The 18,585-nt window shown below is 40.2% G+C and carries 16 protein-coding genes; 6 read left to right on the forward strand and 10 right to left on the reverse strand.

Features of this window, described 5'->3' with window-relative positions; all coding sequences use genetic code 11:
- Positions 1-122: 122 nt before the first annotated feature.
- The 6 genes from AC27JR_RS06285 to AC27JR_RS06310 all read right to left on the reverse strand — a co-directional run bounded on the left by AC27JR_RS06285 (position 123) and on the right by AC27JR_RS06310 (position 5,503).
- Positions 123-2,696, reverse strand: a complete 2,574-nt coding sequence (locus AC27JR_RS06285; RefSeq protein WP_487173092.1) for a M1 family metallopeptidase — start codon at positions 2,694-2,696, stop codon at positions 123-125.
- 95 nt (positions 2,697-2,791) lie between these two features.
- Positions 2,792-3,472, reverse strand: coding sequence for a site-specific integrase (locus tag AC27JR_RS06290; RefSeq protein WP_487173093.1), 681 nt, complete (start codon positions 3,470-3,472; stop codon positions 2,792-2,794).
- Between the two features lie 88 nt (positions 3,473-3,560).
- On the reverse strand, positions 3,561-3,911 hold the full coding sequence (locus AC27JR_RS06295) for a DUF2750 domain-containing protein (protein ID WP_008114782.1): 351 nt from the start codon (positions 3,909-3,911) through the stop codon (positions 3,561-3,563).
- An 11-nt stretch (positions 3,912-3,922) separates the two neighbouring features.
- Complete coding sequence (locus tag AC27JR_RS06300; protein WP_487173094.1) at positions 3,923-4,507, reverse strand: glutathione S-transferase family protein; 585 nt, start codon at positions 4,505-4,507, stop codon at positions 3,923-3,925.
- A 69-nt stretch (positions 4,508-4,576) separates the two neighbouring features.
- Positions 4,577-4,858 (reverse strand): peptidylprolyl isomerase, encoded by a 282-nt coding sequence (locus tag AC27JR_RS06305; RefSeq protein ID WP_008114778.1) that lies wholly within the window; start codon positions 4,856-4,858, stop codon positions 4,577-4,579.
- A 75-nt stretch (positions 4,859-4,933) separates the two neighbouring features.
- On the reverse strand, positions 4,934-5,503 hold the full coding sequence (locus AC27JR_RS06310) for a glutathione peroxidase (RefSeq protein WP_010390729.1): 570 nt from the start codon (positions 5,501-5,503) through the stop codon (positions 4,934-4,936).
- A gap of 88 nt (positions 5,504-5,591) precedes the next feature.
- Here AC27JR_RS06310 and AC27JR_RS06315 point away from each other — a divergent pair, with 88 nt between their 5' ends.
- From AC27JR_RS06315 to AC27JR_RS06325, 3 genes are all read left to right on the forward strand, one after another.
- Entirely contained in the window at positions 5,592-6,080 is a 489-nt protein-coding gene (locus AC27JR_RS06315) for a GNAT family N-acetyltransferase (protein ID WP_054202385.1), read from the forward strand.
- 111 nt (positions 6,081-6,191) lie between these two features.
- Positions 6,192-8,186 (forward strand): hybrid sensor histidine kinase/response regulator, encoded by a 1,995-nt coding sequence (locus tag AC27JR_RS06320; RefSeq protein ID WP_487173095.1) that lies wholly within the window; start codon positions 6,192-6,194, stop codon positions 8,184-8,186.
- A gap of 45 nt (positions 8,187-8,231) precedes the next feature.
- On the forward strand, positions 8,232-9,359 hold the full coding sequence (locus AC27JR_RS06325) for a response regulator (RefSeq protein WP_487173096.1): 1,128 nt from the start codon (positions 8,232-8,234) through the stop codon (positions 9,357-9,359).
- 775 nt (positions 9,360-10,134) lie between these two features.
- Here AC27JR_RS06325 and queG read toward each other — a convergent pair.
- The 4 genes from queG to AC27JR_RS06345 form a co-directional block, all read right to left on the reverse strand.
- Positions 10,135-11,268 carry a tRNA epoxyqueuosine(34) reductase QueG gene (gene queG / locus AC27JR_RS06330; protein ID WP_487173097.1) on the reverse strand — a complete coding sequence of 378 codons (1,134 nt, stop codon included), beginning with the start codon at positions 11,266-11,268 and terminating at the stop codon, positions 10,135-10,137.
- 71 nt (positions 11,269-11,339) lie between these two features.
- Entirely contained in the window at positions 11,340-12,560 is a 1,221-nt protein-coding gene (locus tag AC27JR_RS06335) for a methyl-accepting chemotaxis protein (protein WP_076919904.1), read from the reverse strand.
- Between the two features lie 58 nt (positions 12,561-12,618).
- Positions 12,619-13,323, reverse strand: a complete 705-nt coding sequence (locus AC27JR_RS06340) for a glycerophosphodiester phosphodiesterase (protein WP_487173098.1) — start codon at positions 13,321-13,323, stop codon at positions 12,619-12,621.
- Positions 13,320-14,186 carry a DMT family transporter gene (locus AC27JR_RS06345; RefSeq protein ID WP_487173099.1) on the reverse strand — a complete coding sequence of 289 codons (867 nt, stop codon included), beginning with the start codon at positions 14,184-14,186 and terminating at the stop codon, positions 13,320-13,322. Before AC27JR_RS06345 ends, AC27JR_RS06340 begins: the two co-directional genes overlap by 4 nt.
- Before the next feature lie 222 nt (positions 14,187-14,408).
- Between AC27JR_RS06345 and AC27JR_RS06350 the strand changes: the two genes are divergently transcribed.
- The 3 genes from AC27JR_RS06350 (at position 14,409) to rlmB (ending at position 18,551) form a co-directional block, all read left to right on the forward strand.
- On the forward strand, positions 14,409-15,143 hold the full coding sequence (locus tag AC27JR_RS06350; protein ID WP_487173100.1) for an enoyl-CoA hydratase/isomerase family protein: 735 nt from the start codon (positions 14,409-14,411) through the stop codon (positions 15,141-15,143).
- 208 nt (positions 15,144-15,351) lie between these two features.
- Positions 15,352-17,811, forward strand: coding sequence for a ribonuclease R (rnr, locus tag AC27JR_RS06355; protein WP_487173101.1), 2,460 nt, complete (start codon positions 15,352-15,354; stop codon positions 17,809-17,811).
- Positions 17,808-18,551 (forward strand): 23S rRNA (guanosine(2251)-2'-O)-methyltransferase RlmB, encoded by a 744-nt coding sequence (gene rlmB / locus AC27JR_RS06360; protein ID WP_008112440.1) that lies wholly within the window; start codon positions 17,808-17,810, stop codon positions 18,549-18,551. The genes rnr and rlmB overlap by 4 nt, the downstream gene beginning before the upstream one ends.
- The last annotated feature ends 34 nt before the right edge of the window (positions 18,552-18,585 follow it).

An 18,585-nucleotide genomic window follows, 5' to 3' on the forward strand; every position in this document is an offset into this window, starting at 1 on the left:
TTGTGAATAATTTTTTAAGCTCTTATTACACAAAGAGAAGTTAATGAGAAAACATCAGCCATTAGCCCGAGTTTGAGGTTTTCGGCCCGTTGCCCGCAGCCCACCATCCTTTAAACTTTAACTTATTTGCTGTTTAAAAAGCTATTTACTGATTGTAGTTCACGGTTTTTAAGTGCAATACAGTCATTCGTACTTTCTGCAAGCTTACTTAATGTGCGCGCATAGCCAGGAACTTCATCAAGTTTAGCGTCAAAGAATTTTTGCGTTGTCGCTAAACTTTCAGCATCACAGCTAGCAGTAGTAAAGTAAGGTAAGTTAGGCACAAAAAACGGTGGTAAACTTGCTGTTACTTTATCGTAGTTGCTATAAACCCAATCAATAAACAGTGCTTGGCGTTCATCGGTGTAACTTTGCCCCGATAAAATAGTACGCATATCAGAAGCGGTTACTTCATCGGTTAAGCTATATGTAAGCACAGCTTTTTGAAGTTCAGGTTTACCAAAATAGCCCATTGCAGCCAGCATATTGGTACGCACTTGTGGATCTTTAGTGGTTTTAAAGGTTGTCATAAATTGATCAAGCAGCGCTTTATCACCATGAAAAGCCGCAAGGCGTAAGTAAGTACCCGCTAAATAAGGGTCTACTTTTTGCGGATCGTTTAAGTAAGCGGCTGTTTGTTGCTTAGCTTTATTGATCACATTCTTATCTTCACCATCAAAGCCTAAACGCGATACCACCGCAGCTCTCAGTTGAGCAACAGCGCCATCCTCACCCATTTTTGCCTCTAGGCCATATTTTTTAGCGGCAGGCATGACTGCATTTTGAATAAATGTAGGCCATAAATCTTTGTTGCTATCGTCTTTAAAGGTACGTTGCTGAGATGCTAAATAACCTAAAGCAGTGTTAGCCACGCGAGGATGACTATCGCTGGCAAAAACTTCAAGCGTTTGCATCAGCTTAGCAGCAGAAATTACACCTGCGTCAAGTAAAGCGTCAGTGGCCGATAATAGTGCAAGGCGCTCACGGTCGTTTAATACGCTCGCTGCATTATCTATTAGTGCGTTAAATTGCGCATCGTCCATGACCCAGCGGTAGTAACCTAGCGCACCTTGGTCTGGATATATCCACTCTGGCTCAAAATCTAATTCTAGCGTTTGGCTTTGTTTATTAAGTAATACACTGGCAGTTTTTACTTTATCGCCAGCACCATATTTAATAGCAACGGGTACATTCCACAGTTGGGCTGGAGCATCAACACCGGCATTAGCAAAACGGCTTTGCGAAATAGTGATAGTTTTACCTTGCTGATCAACCTTGATTAAAGGAAATGACGATTGTTCAATAAACGATTTCAAAACACTCGCCACATCTTTATTTGAAGCCTTACCGAGTGCTTCCCATAAATCGGCGGCTTCGGCATTTTTATATGAGAACTCTTTTAAGTAATTTTGAATACCAGCTTGAAATGCATCTTCACCAATCCAATTTTCAACCATCGCCAGTACTGAGCTGCCTTTGCTGTATGCAAGGCCTAAACCGTCCATAATATCGGCTTCAGTTTTAATTGGTTTACGAATTGGCTTAGTGCTTAAGCGAGCATCTAACGCCATTACATTGTTTTGTGGTAAATCTAGGTGTGATTCAAACTCAGGGTTAAGTTGCTTAGTAATTTTTGCTGCCATCCAGCTTGCAAACGCTTCGTTTAACCATAAGTCGTTCCACCACTTCATAGTCACTAAGTTACCGTACCATTGGTGAGCTAATTCATGGGCAATAATAGAAACATTACGTTGCTTTTTACTACGCGTTGCAGCTTCTAAATCAACCAGAAGAATATCTTCGCGGTAAGTCACTAAACCTGAATTTTCCATTGCCCCAAACGGAAACTCTGGAACAGCCACTGAATCTAATTTTTTATACACGTAAGGAATTCCAAAGTACTCTTCAAGTGCGCCCAGTACTTTAGGCATATTCTCTTTTGCATACTGTGCTAAATGAATTTTACCTTGTGGAGTAATTACACGGCCAGGAATTGGCATACCCTTAATTTCTAGCTCTTCAAACGGGCCTACAGCCATAGCTACTAAGTATGATGGAATTGGTGGCGTTTTATCAAAGTAATGGGTAGTCATATCACCATTCACCGTCGTTTTTAACTCAGGTGTATTTGAATACACTTTTTGTGAAGTGGGGGCGGTAATAGTTAACTGAAATGGAATTTTATAGCTTGGTTCGTCAAATACAGGAAACGCTCGACGGGCATCGCTCATTTCAAATTGGGTGAAAAGATAAGGAACGCCTTGATCTAGGGTTTTATATAGCCCCACACTTTGGCGATTATATGGCGCTGAGAAATCAATTTTTAAAGTGTATTTACCCGGCTGAATTTGCTCTTCGCAGCTAAATTTAACTTTACCGGTTTTAAGCATTTCGCTGTTTAAGTCGCAGTTTTGCTCACCCAATAGTTGAACCATTTTGGTTGCGTAATCAACACCATTGAGTTCAATATAGCGTGTTGGTTTAAGCACCTCCAAACTGATTTCAGTCATTCCTGTAAAAGTATCCTGACTTGGGTCGAGCGTTAAAGCGACTTTTTGTGAACTTGGCTTTGCGAGCTTTTCAATGACGAATTCGTTAGCGTTAGCAGCATTCATCGCAAGCGCAACGCTCACGGTTAAGAGGCTTTTAAAAAACATAGTTATCCCTAGATTTTTGTTGTTAGAAGAGTGAGTACACACCATCCTAACAGCTTTTTTGTTAGCAATAAGAAGGAAAAGAGTAACAAAGTTTGTCAGTGGCTATCTCGCGCTAAAAAACGCTGCCAATGTAGGTGGGAATTGATAACACGAATTTGTTGTAATACGGTATTAAGCAGTTTGGTATCGGCAAAATGCTCGTTAGGGTAATCATTAAAGCCCATTAGGTAATTGAAGCAGTCTTTAGAGCCTGCTTGCAGGGCATAAATACGAATTTGCTGTTCAAAGTTAAGCCGCAAACTACTAATCGCGGTTTTCATTCCGAGTTGATCCACGGAAGGAATTGCACATTTTTGCAAATACCCCGCACGTTCGCCCTCGCCTGAAAACCAAATGCGTACTTTTTCACTGTAGCGTCCTGTTTTTGCTGGGAGGTCAAACAGTAAACGTGTGTGTTTTTGCGCTTTTACGTAGGCTAAATAATCATTAAGTCCGGCCTTAATAAGGGCGTTATGTACAGGAATTAAACGGGGTTTAATTTTACCATGAGTATGAAAGCTAAAGCAGAGAATGCTATTTTCAACCACCAAGTCATCTAGGGTTAAATAGCCAATTTCATCACTGTAAGCGCCACTGTAGTACGCAATTAAAGGCAGCCAAAAGTGCCAGTGCTTAGCTTGTTCGCGGGCAAGCCGAGTATCACTATAAATATATCCGGTATAGAGCGTATGCAGCTCCATAGCTGAGAATGGACGACGACCAAGATGGGTTTTCAACGCAGTACCTTGACAGTTTTTATTATTTTATACCCCAACTAATCGTTGTTGTTAATTGGGGTAGTGCCAGCAAATAAACAGTTAAAACTTATTCACTTAAAGCGCGAGCTAAACCAACTGGTTCAATTTCTACGCACACTTGATCGTCATTCCAATTTAAACCAACCAGAGCATCATCCGATTTAAGATCTTCAACCCAATCATCTAAAAATTCATCTAGGTTGATTTCTACTGGACTGTAGTCTTTCCACTCTTCTTTACACTGCTCTTTTGCTGCGTCTTCTGATTCCCACAGTAAAAGTACATCGGTGTCGTCAAACTGATTTGATTCACATACAACAAAGCCACCATCTTGTGCACCTAGTGCCCAGATCTGCTCACTAACACGTACTTTTTCTACAAAGCTAACTAGTTGTGATTCAATTTCGATATCGCTCATGTGTTCACCTTTTAAAATTTGAGTCGAGGGTTGGTATTTTTAGCCGCTTGACGCTGACTAAACGCTTCATAAAACTTAACTAACTGCGGCTGTGCGCTAAAATCAGTGAGTTCACGAAAGCAGATCCAATCTAGCAAGCAGTATAAACTGATGTTGAGGCATTCACAGCTTTTAAATTCATCATCGTTTAAATGATCATTTAAATAGTCTAAAGTTTGCGCAATTCGCTCATTTTGCAGATTAAAAAATAGTTTATCAGCTTGCGTGTCAAACCCAGAGCGCTGACATATCAATAACTCAACCAATGAATCGTTACAGGCGTTGATGCTAGTTAAAAAATGCTCTTGCGGCCAAGTTAGCGGGTTCTGCTGTGTTTTTTCAAGTAAGTAACGCAGTATAGTGTTTGAGTCGCTTAAGTTAAGCGAGCCATCAATTAAGATAGGGATTTTAGCTGCCGGGTTGTGCGACATCATTAAAGAGCGGTCATCGCTTGAAAAAATGTCGAGATTTATAAACTCAAGCTCATAGTTATTTTGTTGTGCCCAAATTCTGACACGGCGAACATAAGGGGAAGAAATAGAGCCAAGTAATTGCATATTGGGGCTTTTGCCAACTCCACATAAATAAAAAGCCGCTAATGCGGCTTTATTAATAAATCGATTTGCTTACTCTGAGCGGCTGGTTACTTCTAATAAATGGTAACCAAACTGTGTTTGTACAGGCCCTTGTACTTGGTTAAGTGGCGCTGAAAAAACCACCTTATCAAACTCAGGAACCATCATACCAGGTCCAAACTCACCTAATGCACCACCATCTTGACCAGACGGGCAATTAGAGTGCAATTTAGCCAGCTCTGCAAAGTCTTCACCTTGCTCAATTTTGTCTTTAAGGTCTAAACATTGTGCTTCACTGTCTACGAGTATGTGCCTTGCACTTGCCACTGCCATAAAATCTCCTATTTATAAGTTTAGTTTTTTATCTACTAAGCAATATCTTAGTAAGGTTAAACTGAAAACACAAAGTTAAAATGCACTTTTGATGGCGCTTTCTAATTTTGCTGAATCGGGTTTGACGCGGCTGTTAAAGCGAGTCACTGATTGACGATCTGCCGAAACCACGTATTTATAAAAATTCCAGTTAGGTGAACTAGTTTTTGCATTTAAGTGCTTGAAAATAGGGTTGGCATCGCTGCCACGCACTGCGCTGGTGGCTAACATAGGGAAAGTAACGCCGTAATTTACATAACAGACTTTAGCCGTATCTTTTTCGTCATTTTCTTCTTGAAAAAAATCGTCAGATGGAAAACCGAGCACCACTAAGCCTTGCTCTTTATATTTTTTGTATAGCGTTTCTAGCCCTTCAAACTGAGAAGTAAAGCCGCAATTGCTGGCAGTGTTAACAATCAACAGTGGCTTATTTTTAAATTCACATAGATTAAGCGTTTCGGTTGAACGAAGCTTTCTCAGTGACACATTTGTGAAGTCATCGCAGGTATCTGTCTTTGCTGAAGGGCTGTTAGTGTCTGCTGCATTGGTGGTTACAGATACACAGCCTAGAGCCAATGTTAATCCGAATATTAATTTTCTTATCATGCGGTTACCTTGAATGCGATTCGATGGGTGTTTATGTAACTTATCATACGCTACTATAGACAAAATTGATCAATTTTACTTATTTTCTATGACTATACGTTTAGCAAAACCTGATGATTTAACTGCTATTGTTGCCATTTACAATGAAACTATCCCTAGTCGAATGGTGACCGCCGATACCGAAGAAGTAACCGTTGCTGACAAACAACCTTGGTTTGATAGCCATACAGCTCAACGACCTATTTTTGTTTACTGCGAAAATGACCAAGTATTAGCCTGGGTTAGTTATAAATCGTTTTATGGGCGCCCAGCTTACGATGGCACCGTTGAACTAAGCATCTACATTACGGCGGCAGCCCAAGGAAAAGGGTTGGGTAAAAAGTTGATGCAATTTGCACAACAACAAGCACAAAAGCTCGATATTGAAGTGTTACTCGGGTTTATTTTTAGCCATAACGAACCAAGCATTAAATTATTTAAGCATTTTGATTTTGCAGTATGGGGAGAGTTGCCCAATGTTGCAAGGATGGATAACCAGCTGTACAGCCTGACTATTTTTGGTAAGCATTTAATGTAATCCCACAACTATAGGCAAGCAAAAATTACATTTATGTAGACGATTATGCCAAACCAAAAATTCTATACTATGCTGAAAAGGTGTTTAATTAATTCTTAAAAGTGTACATAAATGGCGCAAAAAATACTTATTATTGATAGCAGTAGCATGATTGCTATGCGCTTAAAAGTACTGCTTGAGCTAATTGGTTGTGAAGTTGAATTAGTTCATTATTCTATGTTTGATCAAAGCAGCAACATAGATGCATACGATATGCTTGCCTTTTCACAAGGGACACCAACAACTCTGGTTGCTTCGCTGGTAAAACAAGCGACCCACCAATCATTTTTACTTTTAGCGCCCAAGGCTGAAAGTGGTGAACTGCTTGATGCATTTGGTAAATTAAACGAGCTTGTTCCAGATGCCACTATTATTTATCCATTTTTTTCTAATAAAGAAATCACCTCATTTATTGAAGGGTTACTAGAAATCGGCCCTGATCATATTTTTAAACTGCCTACTATTTTGTTAGTTGATCATGTTAGTGAGCGTTTAGAAATGCTAAAAAGTAGTTTAGTGGGTGCACATATAGAGGTATACACAGCTACAAATCATGATGAGGCGCTTAACATTGCCAAACTCAGAACGATTGATATTTTAATTAGTGACTTTAGTTTAAAAGAAGGGCTTGGCTTAGATATATTTACTAGCCTCAAGCAGATACAACCGCATAGCCGCTGCTTATTATTAACCTCGCGCCCTGCTCAGGTTTCTATGATTGAAGCGATTCGCCAAGGCGTTGAAGACGTTTTAATTAAGCCACTCGATGACAATGTGTTATTACAAGCAGTACATAAGTTGTGGCAAACCGAACTGCTAAAACGTCATAACGCAGAGCTAGTTGAAAGGCTACAAGATACAGTCGATGTTCTGATTGAAAAAGACAGTTTGCTGCAAGTGATTTTTAAAAACACCCCCGATCCAATTTTACTTTTTGAACGTAAAGGCAAAATAGTAGAGGCTAACGACGCGTGCTTAAAGCTATTTAATTTACCGTTTAAAAAGCTCATTGCTCACTCGTTATTTCACTTTTTAGATGACGATTCAGTAAAGGCAATTAAAGATAAAATATCTACCCTAAACAGTAATCGGCAATTTAGTTGTGACTTACACATAGTCAATAAAGATGGGAGTAAAATTCCACTTGTTGGCTCATTTAATGAAATTGATCATCATGGTGAGATAGCATTAGCGGTTATTTTTAAAAACGTAACCCATTTAAAACAAAAAGAAGATTTACTGCTTGAGGCGAAAGATCTTTTAGAAGAGCAGGTCAGAGCGCGGACTTCGCAACTTGAGCATGCGAAAAACATTGCTGAAGCAGCTAATTTAAGCAAATCAGAGTTTTTGGCGAATATGTCACATGAGCTAAGAACCCCCATGCATTCCATACTAAGCTTTTCACGCTTTGGTATCAGTAAGCTTGAAGAGGATGATTTTAGTAAAGATAAACTTTTAAAATATTTAACCCGAATAGAATCAAGTGGGCAAAGGCTACTGTCATTACTTAACAATCTACTCGATTTGTCGAAATTAGATGTAGGTAAATTCCCATTTAACCCGCGAGCATGCGATTTAACGACTATTGTTAAAACAAGCATTGATGATGTGGCTGGGATTGCCATAGAAAAAGATATTAAGATTGCATTTAAATCAGAAAACCCACCTGTTATAGCGCAATGCGATGAAGAGCAAATTAATCAGGTACTTAGAAACGTATTGAGTAATGCATTAAAATTTAGCAAAGAACATAGCACTATCGAAGTTGTCATGAAAACAGACAATGGTTGTGCAAATATTGAAGTAATAGATAGCGGAATAGGAATACCTGAAGACGAACTTGAAACGGTTTTTCAAAAGTTTGTGCAAAGCAGTAAAACAAATAGTGGCGCAGGTGGTACTGGATTAGGGCTTACCTTGTGTCGTGAATTTGTCTCTTTACATCAAGGAACTATAAAAGCCTGTAATAACCCTCAAGGTGGGGCTACTATTAGTATTCAAGTTCCTTTAGAAATAAACCTCGATGAATATTTAGCCGATGAGCAATTAGCGAAAAATAGTAGCTAATAACAGAATTGTTTTAATGAACACGATTTATATGGATGAGAAATTATGGCTTTAACTAAAATTCTTGCAGTCGACGATGAACCATTTAACCTCGAAATAATTGAAGAAATTCTAGAGGAACTTGACTTTGAGCTCAGGCTCGCCTCAAGTGGCCAAGAGTGTTTAAGTATGGTTGAAGAGTATATGCCTCAGGTTATTTTACTTGATGTCAGCATGCCAAAAATGAATGGTTACGAGGTATGTAAAGAGCTTAAAGCGAACCCTATTACGCATGACATTATTGTGATGTTTGTATCCGCAAGGGGAACGGTTGAGGAGCGTATGGAAGGGTATTCTGTCGGCGCTGAAGATTATATTGTAAAACCGTTTGGGCACGATGAACTAAAGCAAAAGTTACAGAAACTCAATCAGGTTTTACTAGAAAAACAGCAACTGGAAAAACAGGTAAAAGAAGCAACCTCTACCGCCTTTAATGCCATGGCTAACAGTAGTGAAATGGGGCAGATAGTTAACTATATTGAACATATTGGATTTATTAACGATGTAGAGGAGTTAGGCAAGGCGTTAGTGGAGTGCTTACAGGCATTTAACTTGCAAAGTAATATTGAATTTAGATGTAACGATATGAAATCGCACTTTGCATTAAATGGCGTGTGTTCACCCATTGTTATTGAGTTATTTGAAATGCTTAAAAGCAAAGGGCGATTGCATGAATTTTCTCATCGAATTTTAGTTAATTACGAGTTTGTCAGTTTGCTGATTTTAAATATGCCAGAACACGACGAGCAAAAACACGGGCGAATTCGTGACCATATTTGCTTTATTGTTAGTGTAACTGAGCAGCAGTTGCGGGCTATTACCACTAAGCAAATGTTGGTTTCGCAGCAAGAGCGATTAAACAAAGTGGCGAGTACTGTTCACAGTAAGTTTCATAGTTTAATTGGATTGCTTAACGACAGCCGGATAAATAACGAAAAAGTGTTTAAACGACTTCAAGAAGAGCTAGAAGAGCGGATCCCAACCATGGGACTCGATGAAGACCAAGAAGTGTTTATTTACAGAAAGGTCGATGAAACAATACAAAATTCGGTGGCACGGCAAGAATCTGTTGATCAGGTTAAAAAAGCGTTCTCAGAGATAGAGCAAGATCTCGCTTTATTGTTGAAAGGCTAAAGGTGCGGGTTACGGGCTGCGAGGCGCGGGGTAAACTCCTTGCTACGATTGATACATTAACTTGTAGCAGCGACTTTATGTCGCGTCTTTTAAAGGTTAAATACGAAAGGTGTGCGATACAGATTAACTAAAATCTGTACTTTAATTGTGACTTCTCATTTACTCCTCATTTTCTTCTCTGTGTTAAATCATATATTAGTAAATTATGCACAAAGAGAGCTAAGAGGTCACAGAGGAAGTGATTACAGACAAGGGCTAAAGGTGCGGGTTACGGGCTGCGAGGCGCGGGGTAAATTGCTTGCTACGATTAGGCAAATAACCTATAGCAGCGACTTTATGTCGCGTCTTTTTAAGGTTAAATACGAAAGGTGTGCGCTACAGATTAACTAAAATCTGTACCTTAATTGTGGCTTCTCATTTACTCCTCATTCTCTTCTCTGTGTTCAATAGGATACTTAGTAAATTATGCACAAAGAGAGCTAAGAGGTTACAGAGGAAGTGATTACAGACAAAGGCTAAAGGTGCGGGTTACGGGCTGCGAGGCGCGGGGTAAACTCCTTGCTACGATTGATACATTAACTTGTAGCAGCGACTTTATGTCGCGTCTTTTAAAGGTTAAATACGAAAGGTGTGCGCTACAGATTAACTAAAATCTGTACTTTAATTGTGGCTTCTCATTTACTCCTCATTTTCTTCTCTGTGTTAAATCATATATTAGTAAATTATGCACAAAGAGAACTAAGAGATCGCAGAGGAGGTTAAAAGGGTAAAAGGCTTATGCGTCTCTGGGTAAGCCTTTTTCAACTATACGAATTAACCGTGCTGTTTTACGTAGCTTTTGCCTTTGTTTATCGTGTTGCTGGGCGAGTGCCCAATTTATATGTTCACCCACCATATCACTTACCGTTTGGCGTTTATCTTCGAGCGCAGCAATAATTGCCGGGCTAAAATCTGCGTTGCCTAAGCCAACGGCTATATTTCGTAGCCAACGTTCATGGCCAATGCGGCGGATTGGACTGCCCTCGGTATTTTTTAAAAAGGTAGTTTCATCCCAAGCAAATAACTCGAGTAAATCTTTGTTTTTTAATTGTGTACGAGGATGAAAGTCAGCCTCATCAGTAATTTTTCCGTAGCGGTTCCATGGGCATACCAATTGGCAATCGTCACAGCCATAAATGCGATTTCCCATTAATGCTCTGTATTGCTCAGGAATAGCACCTTGATGCTCTATAGTTAAATACGAAATGCACTTACGCGCATCAACCACATAAGGTTCTACAATAGCACCAGTAGGGCAAAGTGTTATGCAGGCAACGCATTTGCCGCAGCCCTCAAAAGTGTTTTCGTTATCAATAGGTAAAGGTAAGTCGACAAAAAGCTCACCTAAAAAGAACCAAGAACCCGCCTCTTTATTTATTAATAAAGAATGCTTTCCGCGCCAGCCTAATCCCGCTTTTTCAGCGAGTTGACGTTCAAGTACAGGGGCTGAATCAACAAAAGGTCTAAAGCTATAGTCACCCACATGTTGTTCAATTTTTTTACCTAACTGTTTGATTCGGTTGCGCATCAACTTATGATAGTCACGGCCAAGGGCATATCGGCTGATATAGGCTTTTTCGGTATTTTTAAGGTTTTTGGCGAAGCCAGAATCAGGTGGGAGGTAATTCATTTTAACTGAAATAACCCGCTGTGTTCCGGGTACTAACTCATTAGGGCGAGCGCGCTTCATCCCATGTGCCGCCATATAATCCATTGAGCCATGAAAACCCGCATCAAGCCAACGCTGTAGCTGTGCTTCATGCTTAGTTAAATCAATGTCAGTAATACCCACTTCACTAAAGCCAAGTTGTTGACCCCATAGCTTTATTTGTTGGGCTAGCTGTTCATAATTTGGTTTTACGTCGCTCACATGCTTCACACAGTTATATTCTAAGCCGCGTAATTTAGCATAATCGGGGCTTGGGTAAAACTAGTCAGGCCCTAGTCTACAAAACGCTTTAGCTGTTGTTGGGTTTGTTGACTCAGTTTTTGTGACTGCTCAGAGTCATGCAATGCGGTGTCTATTTGTTGCTTTGCCTGTTCGCCAAGTGCCACTATTTGTTCAACCGATTCATGGGTTTGGTTTTGCGTATCTTCGAGCAAATGTACAGCATTGGCTATTTGCTGCAACTGTTGCTGATTGTGCTCAAATTCATTGAGCATTTTTCCAAAACCTTCTGAGGTATCGTTGATTGCAGTTTGTGCGTTATTAGAGTGACTAATTAACTGCTGAGACTCTTTATTGGTTTCATTAACCAGCTCATTCATTTGGGTAATAAAATCACTAATTTGGCGTGTTGCATCACTTACTTTAACCGATAGGGTACGAACTTCATCGGCAACCACGGCAAAACCTCGCCCTGCTTCTCCGGCTCGCGCTGCTTCAATTGCCGCATTCAGTGCTAATAAGTTAGTTTGATCAGAAAACTCTTCAACCATTTTTAAAATGCTACGAATGTTCTCGCTGTTCTCTTTTAAGCCTGCAATTGTTTTAGAGAAACTACCCAGCATTTCATTAATAAGTCTCACCTGTTCAACCAGTTTTGACAGTTCGCTAGCAGAGAGCTTAACAAAGCTAAGGTGTTCATTATTAACTTGGTGCACACTATCGGTATTGCTCACAATATTTTGCAGGCTTTGAGTAATTTGGTTACTGGCATTAATTATGGTGTGACTTAAATTAATTTGCTGTTCGCTTAGTTGCTCTGTGTGCTGCATTGATTGAGTAACTTGGCTATTACTTTGTACGCTCTCTTGAGCACTGCTGTAGGTCGTACTTAATAAGCTGTTTAAATGGGTAGTAAACTGGTTGTATTGTTCGCTTAAGTCTCTAAATTCGTCAAAAGTAAAATGAGGAAGTTTGGCAGCTAAGTTGGCATCTTGTTGATTAATATTGATCAGCGTATCACGCATGGCTTTTACCGGGCGCACAATTAAAAAGCGCATATAAAAAATAGTAAAAATAAACCCTGCAATAATCAGCAAAGTAAGCGCCCAAAACAGCCCTGTGTTTTGCTGGGTCTCAGCTAAGCTACTATGTAACCAAAATAATGTAATAGCTTGAAATAAAAATACAAAGCTTAAATTACCCACTATTTTTCGGGTTAAAGTAAAAAACAAAGTTTGTTCTAAAAAATTATAAATACGCATGTAGCTACTCATTAAATAGTGACCTACTAAATTATTGTTTTTATAGCATAAATAGCAATTAAATAATTAGTTATAGTTCATTTAATTGCGCTAAATAATGCTTAGTTCGTTCAGGGTCGTTAGTAAAAATGCCATCTATGCCACAGGCAAGCATCAGTTTAATATCTTCAATTTCATCAACGGTGTAGGCAAACACCTGTAAGCCGCGCAATTTGGCATCGTCAACAAACGACTTGTTCATAAAGTTTTTGTCAACATGAATGCTAAAGGCCTGTAAGTCCTCAGCAAACTTTGCATACTGCAATGGAATTGATGCAGTAAGTGCGCCAATTTTAAGCCAAGGTAAGCGGCTCTTTAGCCAGTGTAGTTGATGATGATTAAATGATGAAACTAAAATATTGTCAGCGGATATTTTGTTTGCGGCAATATTCATTTCCAGTTGGGTGGCAAACTTTTCTAGTTCAAAGGTATGTTTTAGCTCTAAATTAAGTAAGGTTTGGTTGTTATTCCAGTCAATTAATTGCTGCAGGGTAGGTACTTGCTCGCCATTTCCCGCATCAAATTGTTGAATTTGCTGAGCGCTTAGGTCGCACACTTTACCCTTACCATTAGTGGTTCTATCTAGGTAGGTATCGTGAATAATCACGTAGTCATCAAGTGCGCTTTGTACATCAACCTCAATGCCATCTACATTCGCTTTTAACGCCGCCATAATGGCGCTTTGCGTATTTTCAGGAAAGTGTGTGCTTGTGCCTCTATGAGCAAATATTTTCATGGCTGCTTTTTCCGTGAAATTGACCAAGTTTCAAAGCACGCAGCACTAACAATCAGTGCGCCGCCAATCAGGGTCATCACTGAGGGGCGTTCGTGCAGAATAATTATAGCCAGTATTGTGCCATAAAGAGGCTGTAAGCAAGAAATCAATCCAGCGGTCGCTGCTGATAAATTTTTTAAACTTGCTGCAAATAACGAATGCGGCATTGCAGTAAAAACCACACCCGCAATAAGCAGCAATATTAAATCAGCATCATTAATTTGTGTTATGGACACTTCAATAAAAGCACACAGCATCAAGCTTGCGACTAACGTTTGATAAAACATGGTTTGCGGTCCACCATACTCGCTAAAGTAGCGTTTATGGGTAATATTACGAATAGCAAAAAACAATGCTGATACCACCCCCGTCACAACGCCTAAAGTGATGTCATCGCCTAAATTAACGTTAGGGATCAATAAATAAATGCCAATAATCACCACTATAGCGCTTATTATATCTTTTGCTTTGGGCTTACTTTTATTAAATAGAGGCTCTAAAAATACCGTGATCACCGGATAGGTAAAAAAGGCTAACATGCCCACGGTAATTCCCGCCAATTGCATGCCAGCAAAGTAGGTTACCCAATGAATTCCCACAGCAATGCCCAATAAAATGGCAATCACATAATCTTTAGCGCGGCGCAGCTTAATAGGCTTTTTTTGCAATGTCAGCAGCACACAAATTGCCACCCCAGCAATAGCCGCGCGATAAGCGGTAATATCTAATGCATTTAAACCAATTAGCTTTGCGAATAAGGCGGTACCGCCAAATAAAAGGACGGCAATGTGTAAGTAAATTAAGCTTTGTTGTTGGGACTGCATGATGTTTCCTTGCGCTGCTTTTAATGCAGTTTAACATTACTATTAATTACTTAAGATGAAATTTTTAAAAGCCTTAATAATTAATTTGCAACCATTAAGGGGTTAACTTTTTAAGTGTAATAGCGATTGTAAAATCAAAACTACGCGTTACTATGCTATTTATAACTATAAAAGTAACGAAAAGTGCTAAAAGCGCAGCTAAATGCACTCAAAGAGGCTCGAATGACCGCATTAATAAAAATCACCACTGAGCAAAACGTGGCAATACTTACCATGAATACCGCTGAAAACCGCCATAACCCTAGTTTTATAGCTGAGCTTAATCAACACTTAGATAGCATAGAAGCCAATGGCGATATTAACGCCGTGGTATTAACCTCAAACAGTGATAAAAGCTGGTCATTGGGAATAGATTTACAGTGGATGGCAAGTCCAGATAATACGCCTACAGTTATTGCCGATTTTATGAATTCGATAGGGCAGTTATTTAAACGCATAGTGACGTTTCCTATGCCTATTATTGCTGCACTAAACGGTCACACTTATGGTAATGGCTCGGTGTTGGCATGTGCCTGTGATTTTCGGTTTATGAAATCTGACAAAGGCTTTTTCTGCTTTCCTGAAGTTGATGTACTGGTACCGTTTGTACCGTCTATGTTTCCGATTATTAATAAAGCGATTAATCCGCAGTTTTTTAACCGCTTAGCTATGACTGGCGAGCGTGTTGATGCGCATAAACTGCTACAACAAAATGTGGTAGAAGCGATTTTTGATGATGAGCAAGCCTTGCAAACGGGTGTGTTAGAGTTTGCGCAAAGCTTTAATAAAAATCGTTGGATATACGCTCAAAACAAAACCCAAATGAACAAACCAATACTCGATGTTATGGCTGCACAAGACTCGGCTTTTATTGAAAACATCAGCACGCTTTTATGGAAGAAACTACAGCAAAAGTAAGCTGTTTTTATAAAAGTGAGTAAACATAACTACAGTTAATTTACTCACTTTCATGTGCATTAATTAAGTAGGTGTTAAGTGTTATTTAGCTACATTGCTACAAAATGCAAAAGCTAATAACGCTTTATTAAAAGTTTAATGGCTTTTACCTGTCTCATTTCGAGTATATGAGTTAAAATGCTTACATAACCAACTAACAAGATAGTGAATGTCAAACCAAGATCCAAATCTCAGTCGAGAACAAGAAAAGTACGAAAACCCAGTCCCTAGTCGTGAGTTTATACTTACTCACCTTCAAGAGCGTTCAAAACCTGCTAATTACACGCAACTATGCGAAGAACTCGCGGTCAACGATGAAGAACGACAAATAGCATTTAAGCGCCGACTTCGTGCCATGGAGCGCGACGGGCAATTGTATTTTAATAAATTTAAATGTTATGCCCTGATTGACGAAGCCGGTTTAACCAAAGGCAAAGTTGTCGGTCACAGAGACGGTTTTGGCTTTTTAGAAGTTGAAGGCGAGAGCAAAGACTGGTTTATTGCTAAGCATCAAATGAATATGGTGCTACATGGCGACATTGTTCTTGCGAAAGGCACTAAGCGTGGTTCAGGCTCAAAATGCGATGCCCGTATTATTAAAGTGCTTACTAATGAACGAGCGCCTATTGTTGGCCGTTATTTTGTTGAGCATGGTATTGCCGTTGTGGTTGCTGAAGATCCGCGCATTACTCAAGATATTATTATTTTACCGGGTAACGAAAAAGGCGCACGCCACAACCAAATGGTGCAAGTGCAAATAACCCAAAATCAAAGCCGCAATATGAATGCGGTAGGTAAAGTGATTGACGTATTAGGCGAGCATTTAGCGCCGGGTATGGAAATTGAAGTTGCGCTGCGTAATCACGATATTCCACACGTGTGGCCTGAAGAGGTTGAACAACAAGTTGCCCACTTAGGTGAATTTGTTGAAGAAGCCGATAAGCAAGGCCGTGTTGATTTACGCGGCTTACCACTTGTCACTATTGATGGCGAAGACGCTCGCGACTTTGATGACGCTGTTTATTGTGAACCTAAAAAATCAGGTGGCTGGCGTTTATGGGTAGCCATTGCCGATGTATCCCATTATGTAGGTATGAACACGCCGCTTAACAAAGAAGCCATAGAGCGCGGTAACTCAGTGTATTTCCCTGAGCAAGTTATTCCAATGCTGCCAAAAGTATTGTCTAACGGTTTGTGCTCGCTTAACCCTGAGGTTGATCGCTTGTGTATGGTTGCAGAAATGACCGTATCGCAAGAGGGTAAGCTGTCGGGCTATAAGTTTTACGAAGCACTAATGAATTCGCATGCTCGTTTAACCTACACCAAAGTAAATGCCATTTTACAAAATGACGAAAAGCTCCGTAAAGAATACGCAGCTGTAGTGCCACATTTAACTGACTTACAGCAAATGTACATGGCATTAAAAGCAGCACGCCAAGAGCGTGGTGCAATTGAATTTGAAACACTCGAAACCCGTTTTGTATTTAACGCACAGCGTAAAATAGAATCTATTGTGCCAGTTATTCGTAACGATGCGCACAAGCTGATTGAAGAATGTATGATTTTAGCCAATGTATCGGCGGCTAAATTACTTGAGAAACACGAAGCAAGTGCGTTATTTAGGGTGCATGATGAACCTGATAGCGAAAAACTGGGTAACTTTACTCAGTTTTTAACTGAGTTGGGTATTGAGAGCACGCTAAGCGATGAACCCACCCCGAAAGAAATCACTCATGTGTTGGCTCGTTTAGGGGATCGTCCTGAAGCTGAACTTATTCAAACTATGCTACTGCGCTCAATGAAGCAAGCGGTATATCAGCCAGATAACATAGGTCACTTTGGTTTAGCATTATCGGCCTACGCGCACTTTACCTCGCCAATTCGCCGTTACCCCGATTTAGTGGTACACCGTGCAATTAAAGCGGTGTTAAAAGCGCAAGGTCAACAAACGTCAGGTGAATATGCCTACAGCGATGATGAAGTCGATCAACTTGGAGAGCAGTGCTCTACTACTGAGCGTCGCGCAGACGATGCCACCCGTGAAGTAGCCGATTGGCTAAAATGTGAATACATGCAAGATCATGTAGGCACGGAGTTTAACGGGGTTATTTCATCGGTTACTAATTTTGGTTTGTTTATTCGTTTAGATGATTTGCAAATTGACGGATTAATTCATGTTACCAATTTAGGTGATGAATACTTCCAACACGATGCTGCTAAGCATTGTTTAATTGGTGAGCATACACATACGGTTTATCGTTTAGGCGATAAAGTAACTGTGCAGGTTGCTTCGGTTAGTTTAGATGATCGCCGTATAAACTTAACGCTTAAAGGCGATGTGGCTCAAGATCGTTATGCGCGCCGTCGTGCACCAAAAAAGAATGCCCCAGCAAGCGTTCGCTCGCAACTTAAAGCCGGTAAAATACCGGGTAAAAAGTCAGCAAGCGACAGTAAAAAACCAAAAGGTGGAAAAAAGCCTGCAAGTAAAACTAAGGCAGCGGGTAAGTCTAAAGTAAAAGCGGATGACACCACCGCGAAGAAAAAAACCAAAAAGAAAGCGGTCAAAAAGCCTAAAAGACCAGGTAAAAATGCCCGTAAAAGTAATAGCCCAGGAGCAAGCAATTCGTGAGTAATGAATTAATTTTTGGCTTTCACTCTGTTGAAGCAATTTTAGCAAAAGAGCCAGAGCGTTTTATAGAAATATACGCCCTTAAAGGACGTGATGATAAGCGCTTATCGCCTGTGATTGAGCAAGCGCGTCAGTTTGGTATTTCAGTACAGTTTATGCAACGAAAAGCGCTTGATAACAAAGCGAAAGATGAGCAGCATCAAGGCATTATTGCCAACGTAAAAGCGGCGCGAGTGTTTAATGAAAAAGATCTCGATGAGATCATTGAACGTGAAGACACGCCATTTTTACTGGTACTTGATGGCATTACCGATCCGCATAATTTAGGTGCTTGCTTACGTAGTGCCGATGCAGCGGGCGTACATGCGGTGATTGTTCCTAAAGATAAATCAGCAAAGCTTAATGGCACAGCACGAAAAGTGGCCTGTGGCGCAGCAGAAACGGTACCGCTTATTCAGGTAACTAACCTTGCACGTACATTACGTGAAATAAAAGACGCGGGCGTTTGGGTTGTGGGTACTGCCGGTGAAACCGACACACATGTATTTGATGCCAGCTTAACTGGCCCAATGGCGATTGTGATGGGTGCTGAAGGCGAGGGCATGCGCCGCTTAACGCGTGAGCATTGTGATGTGCTCGTTAAAATTCCAATGGCAGGCACGGTTTCAAGCTTAAATGTATCGGTAGCAACTGGTATTTGTTTGTTTGAAGTATTACGCCAGCGCGCAGAAACAAATTAATCCTAAGCTAATTGCATAGGTATTAAAAAGCCGA

It is taken from the genome of Pseudoalteromonas sp. NH0006-26 (assembly GCF_057552415.1).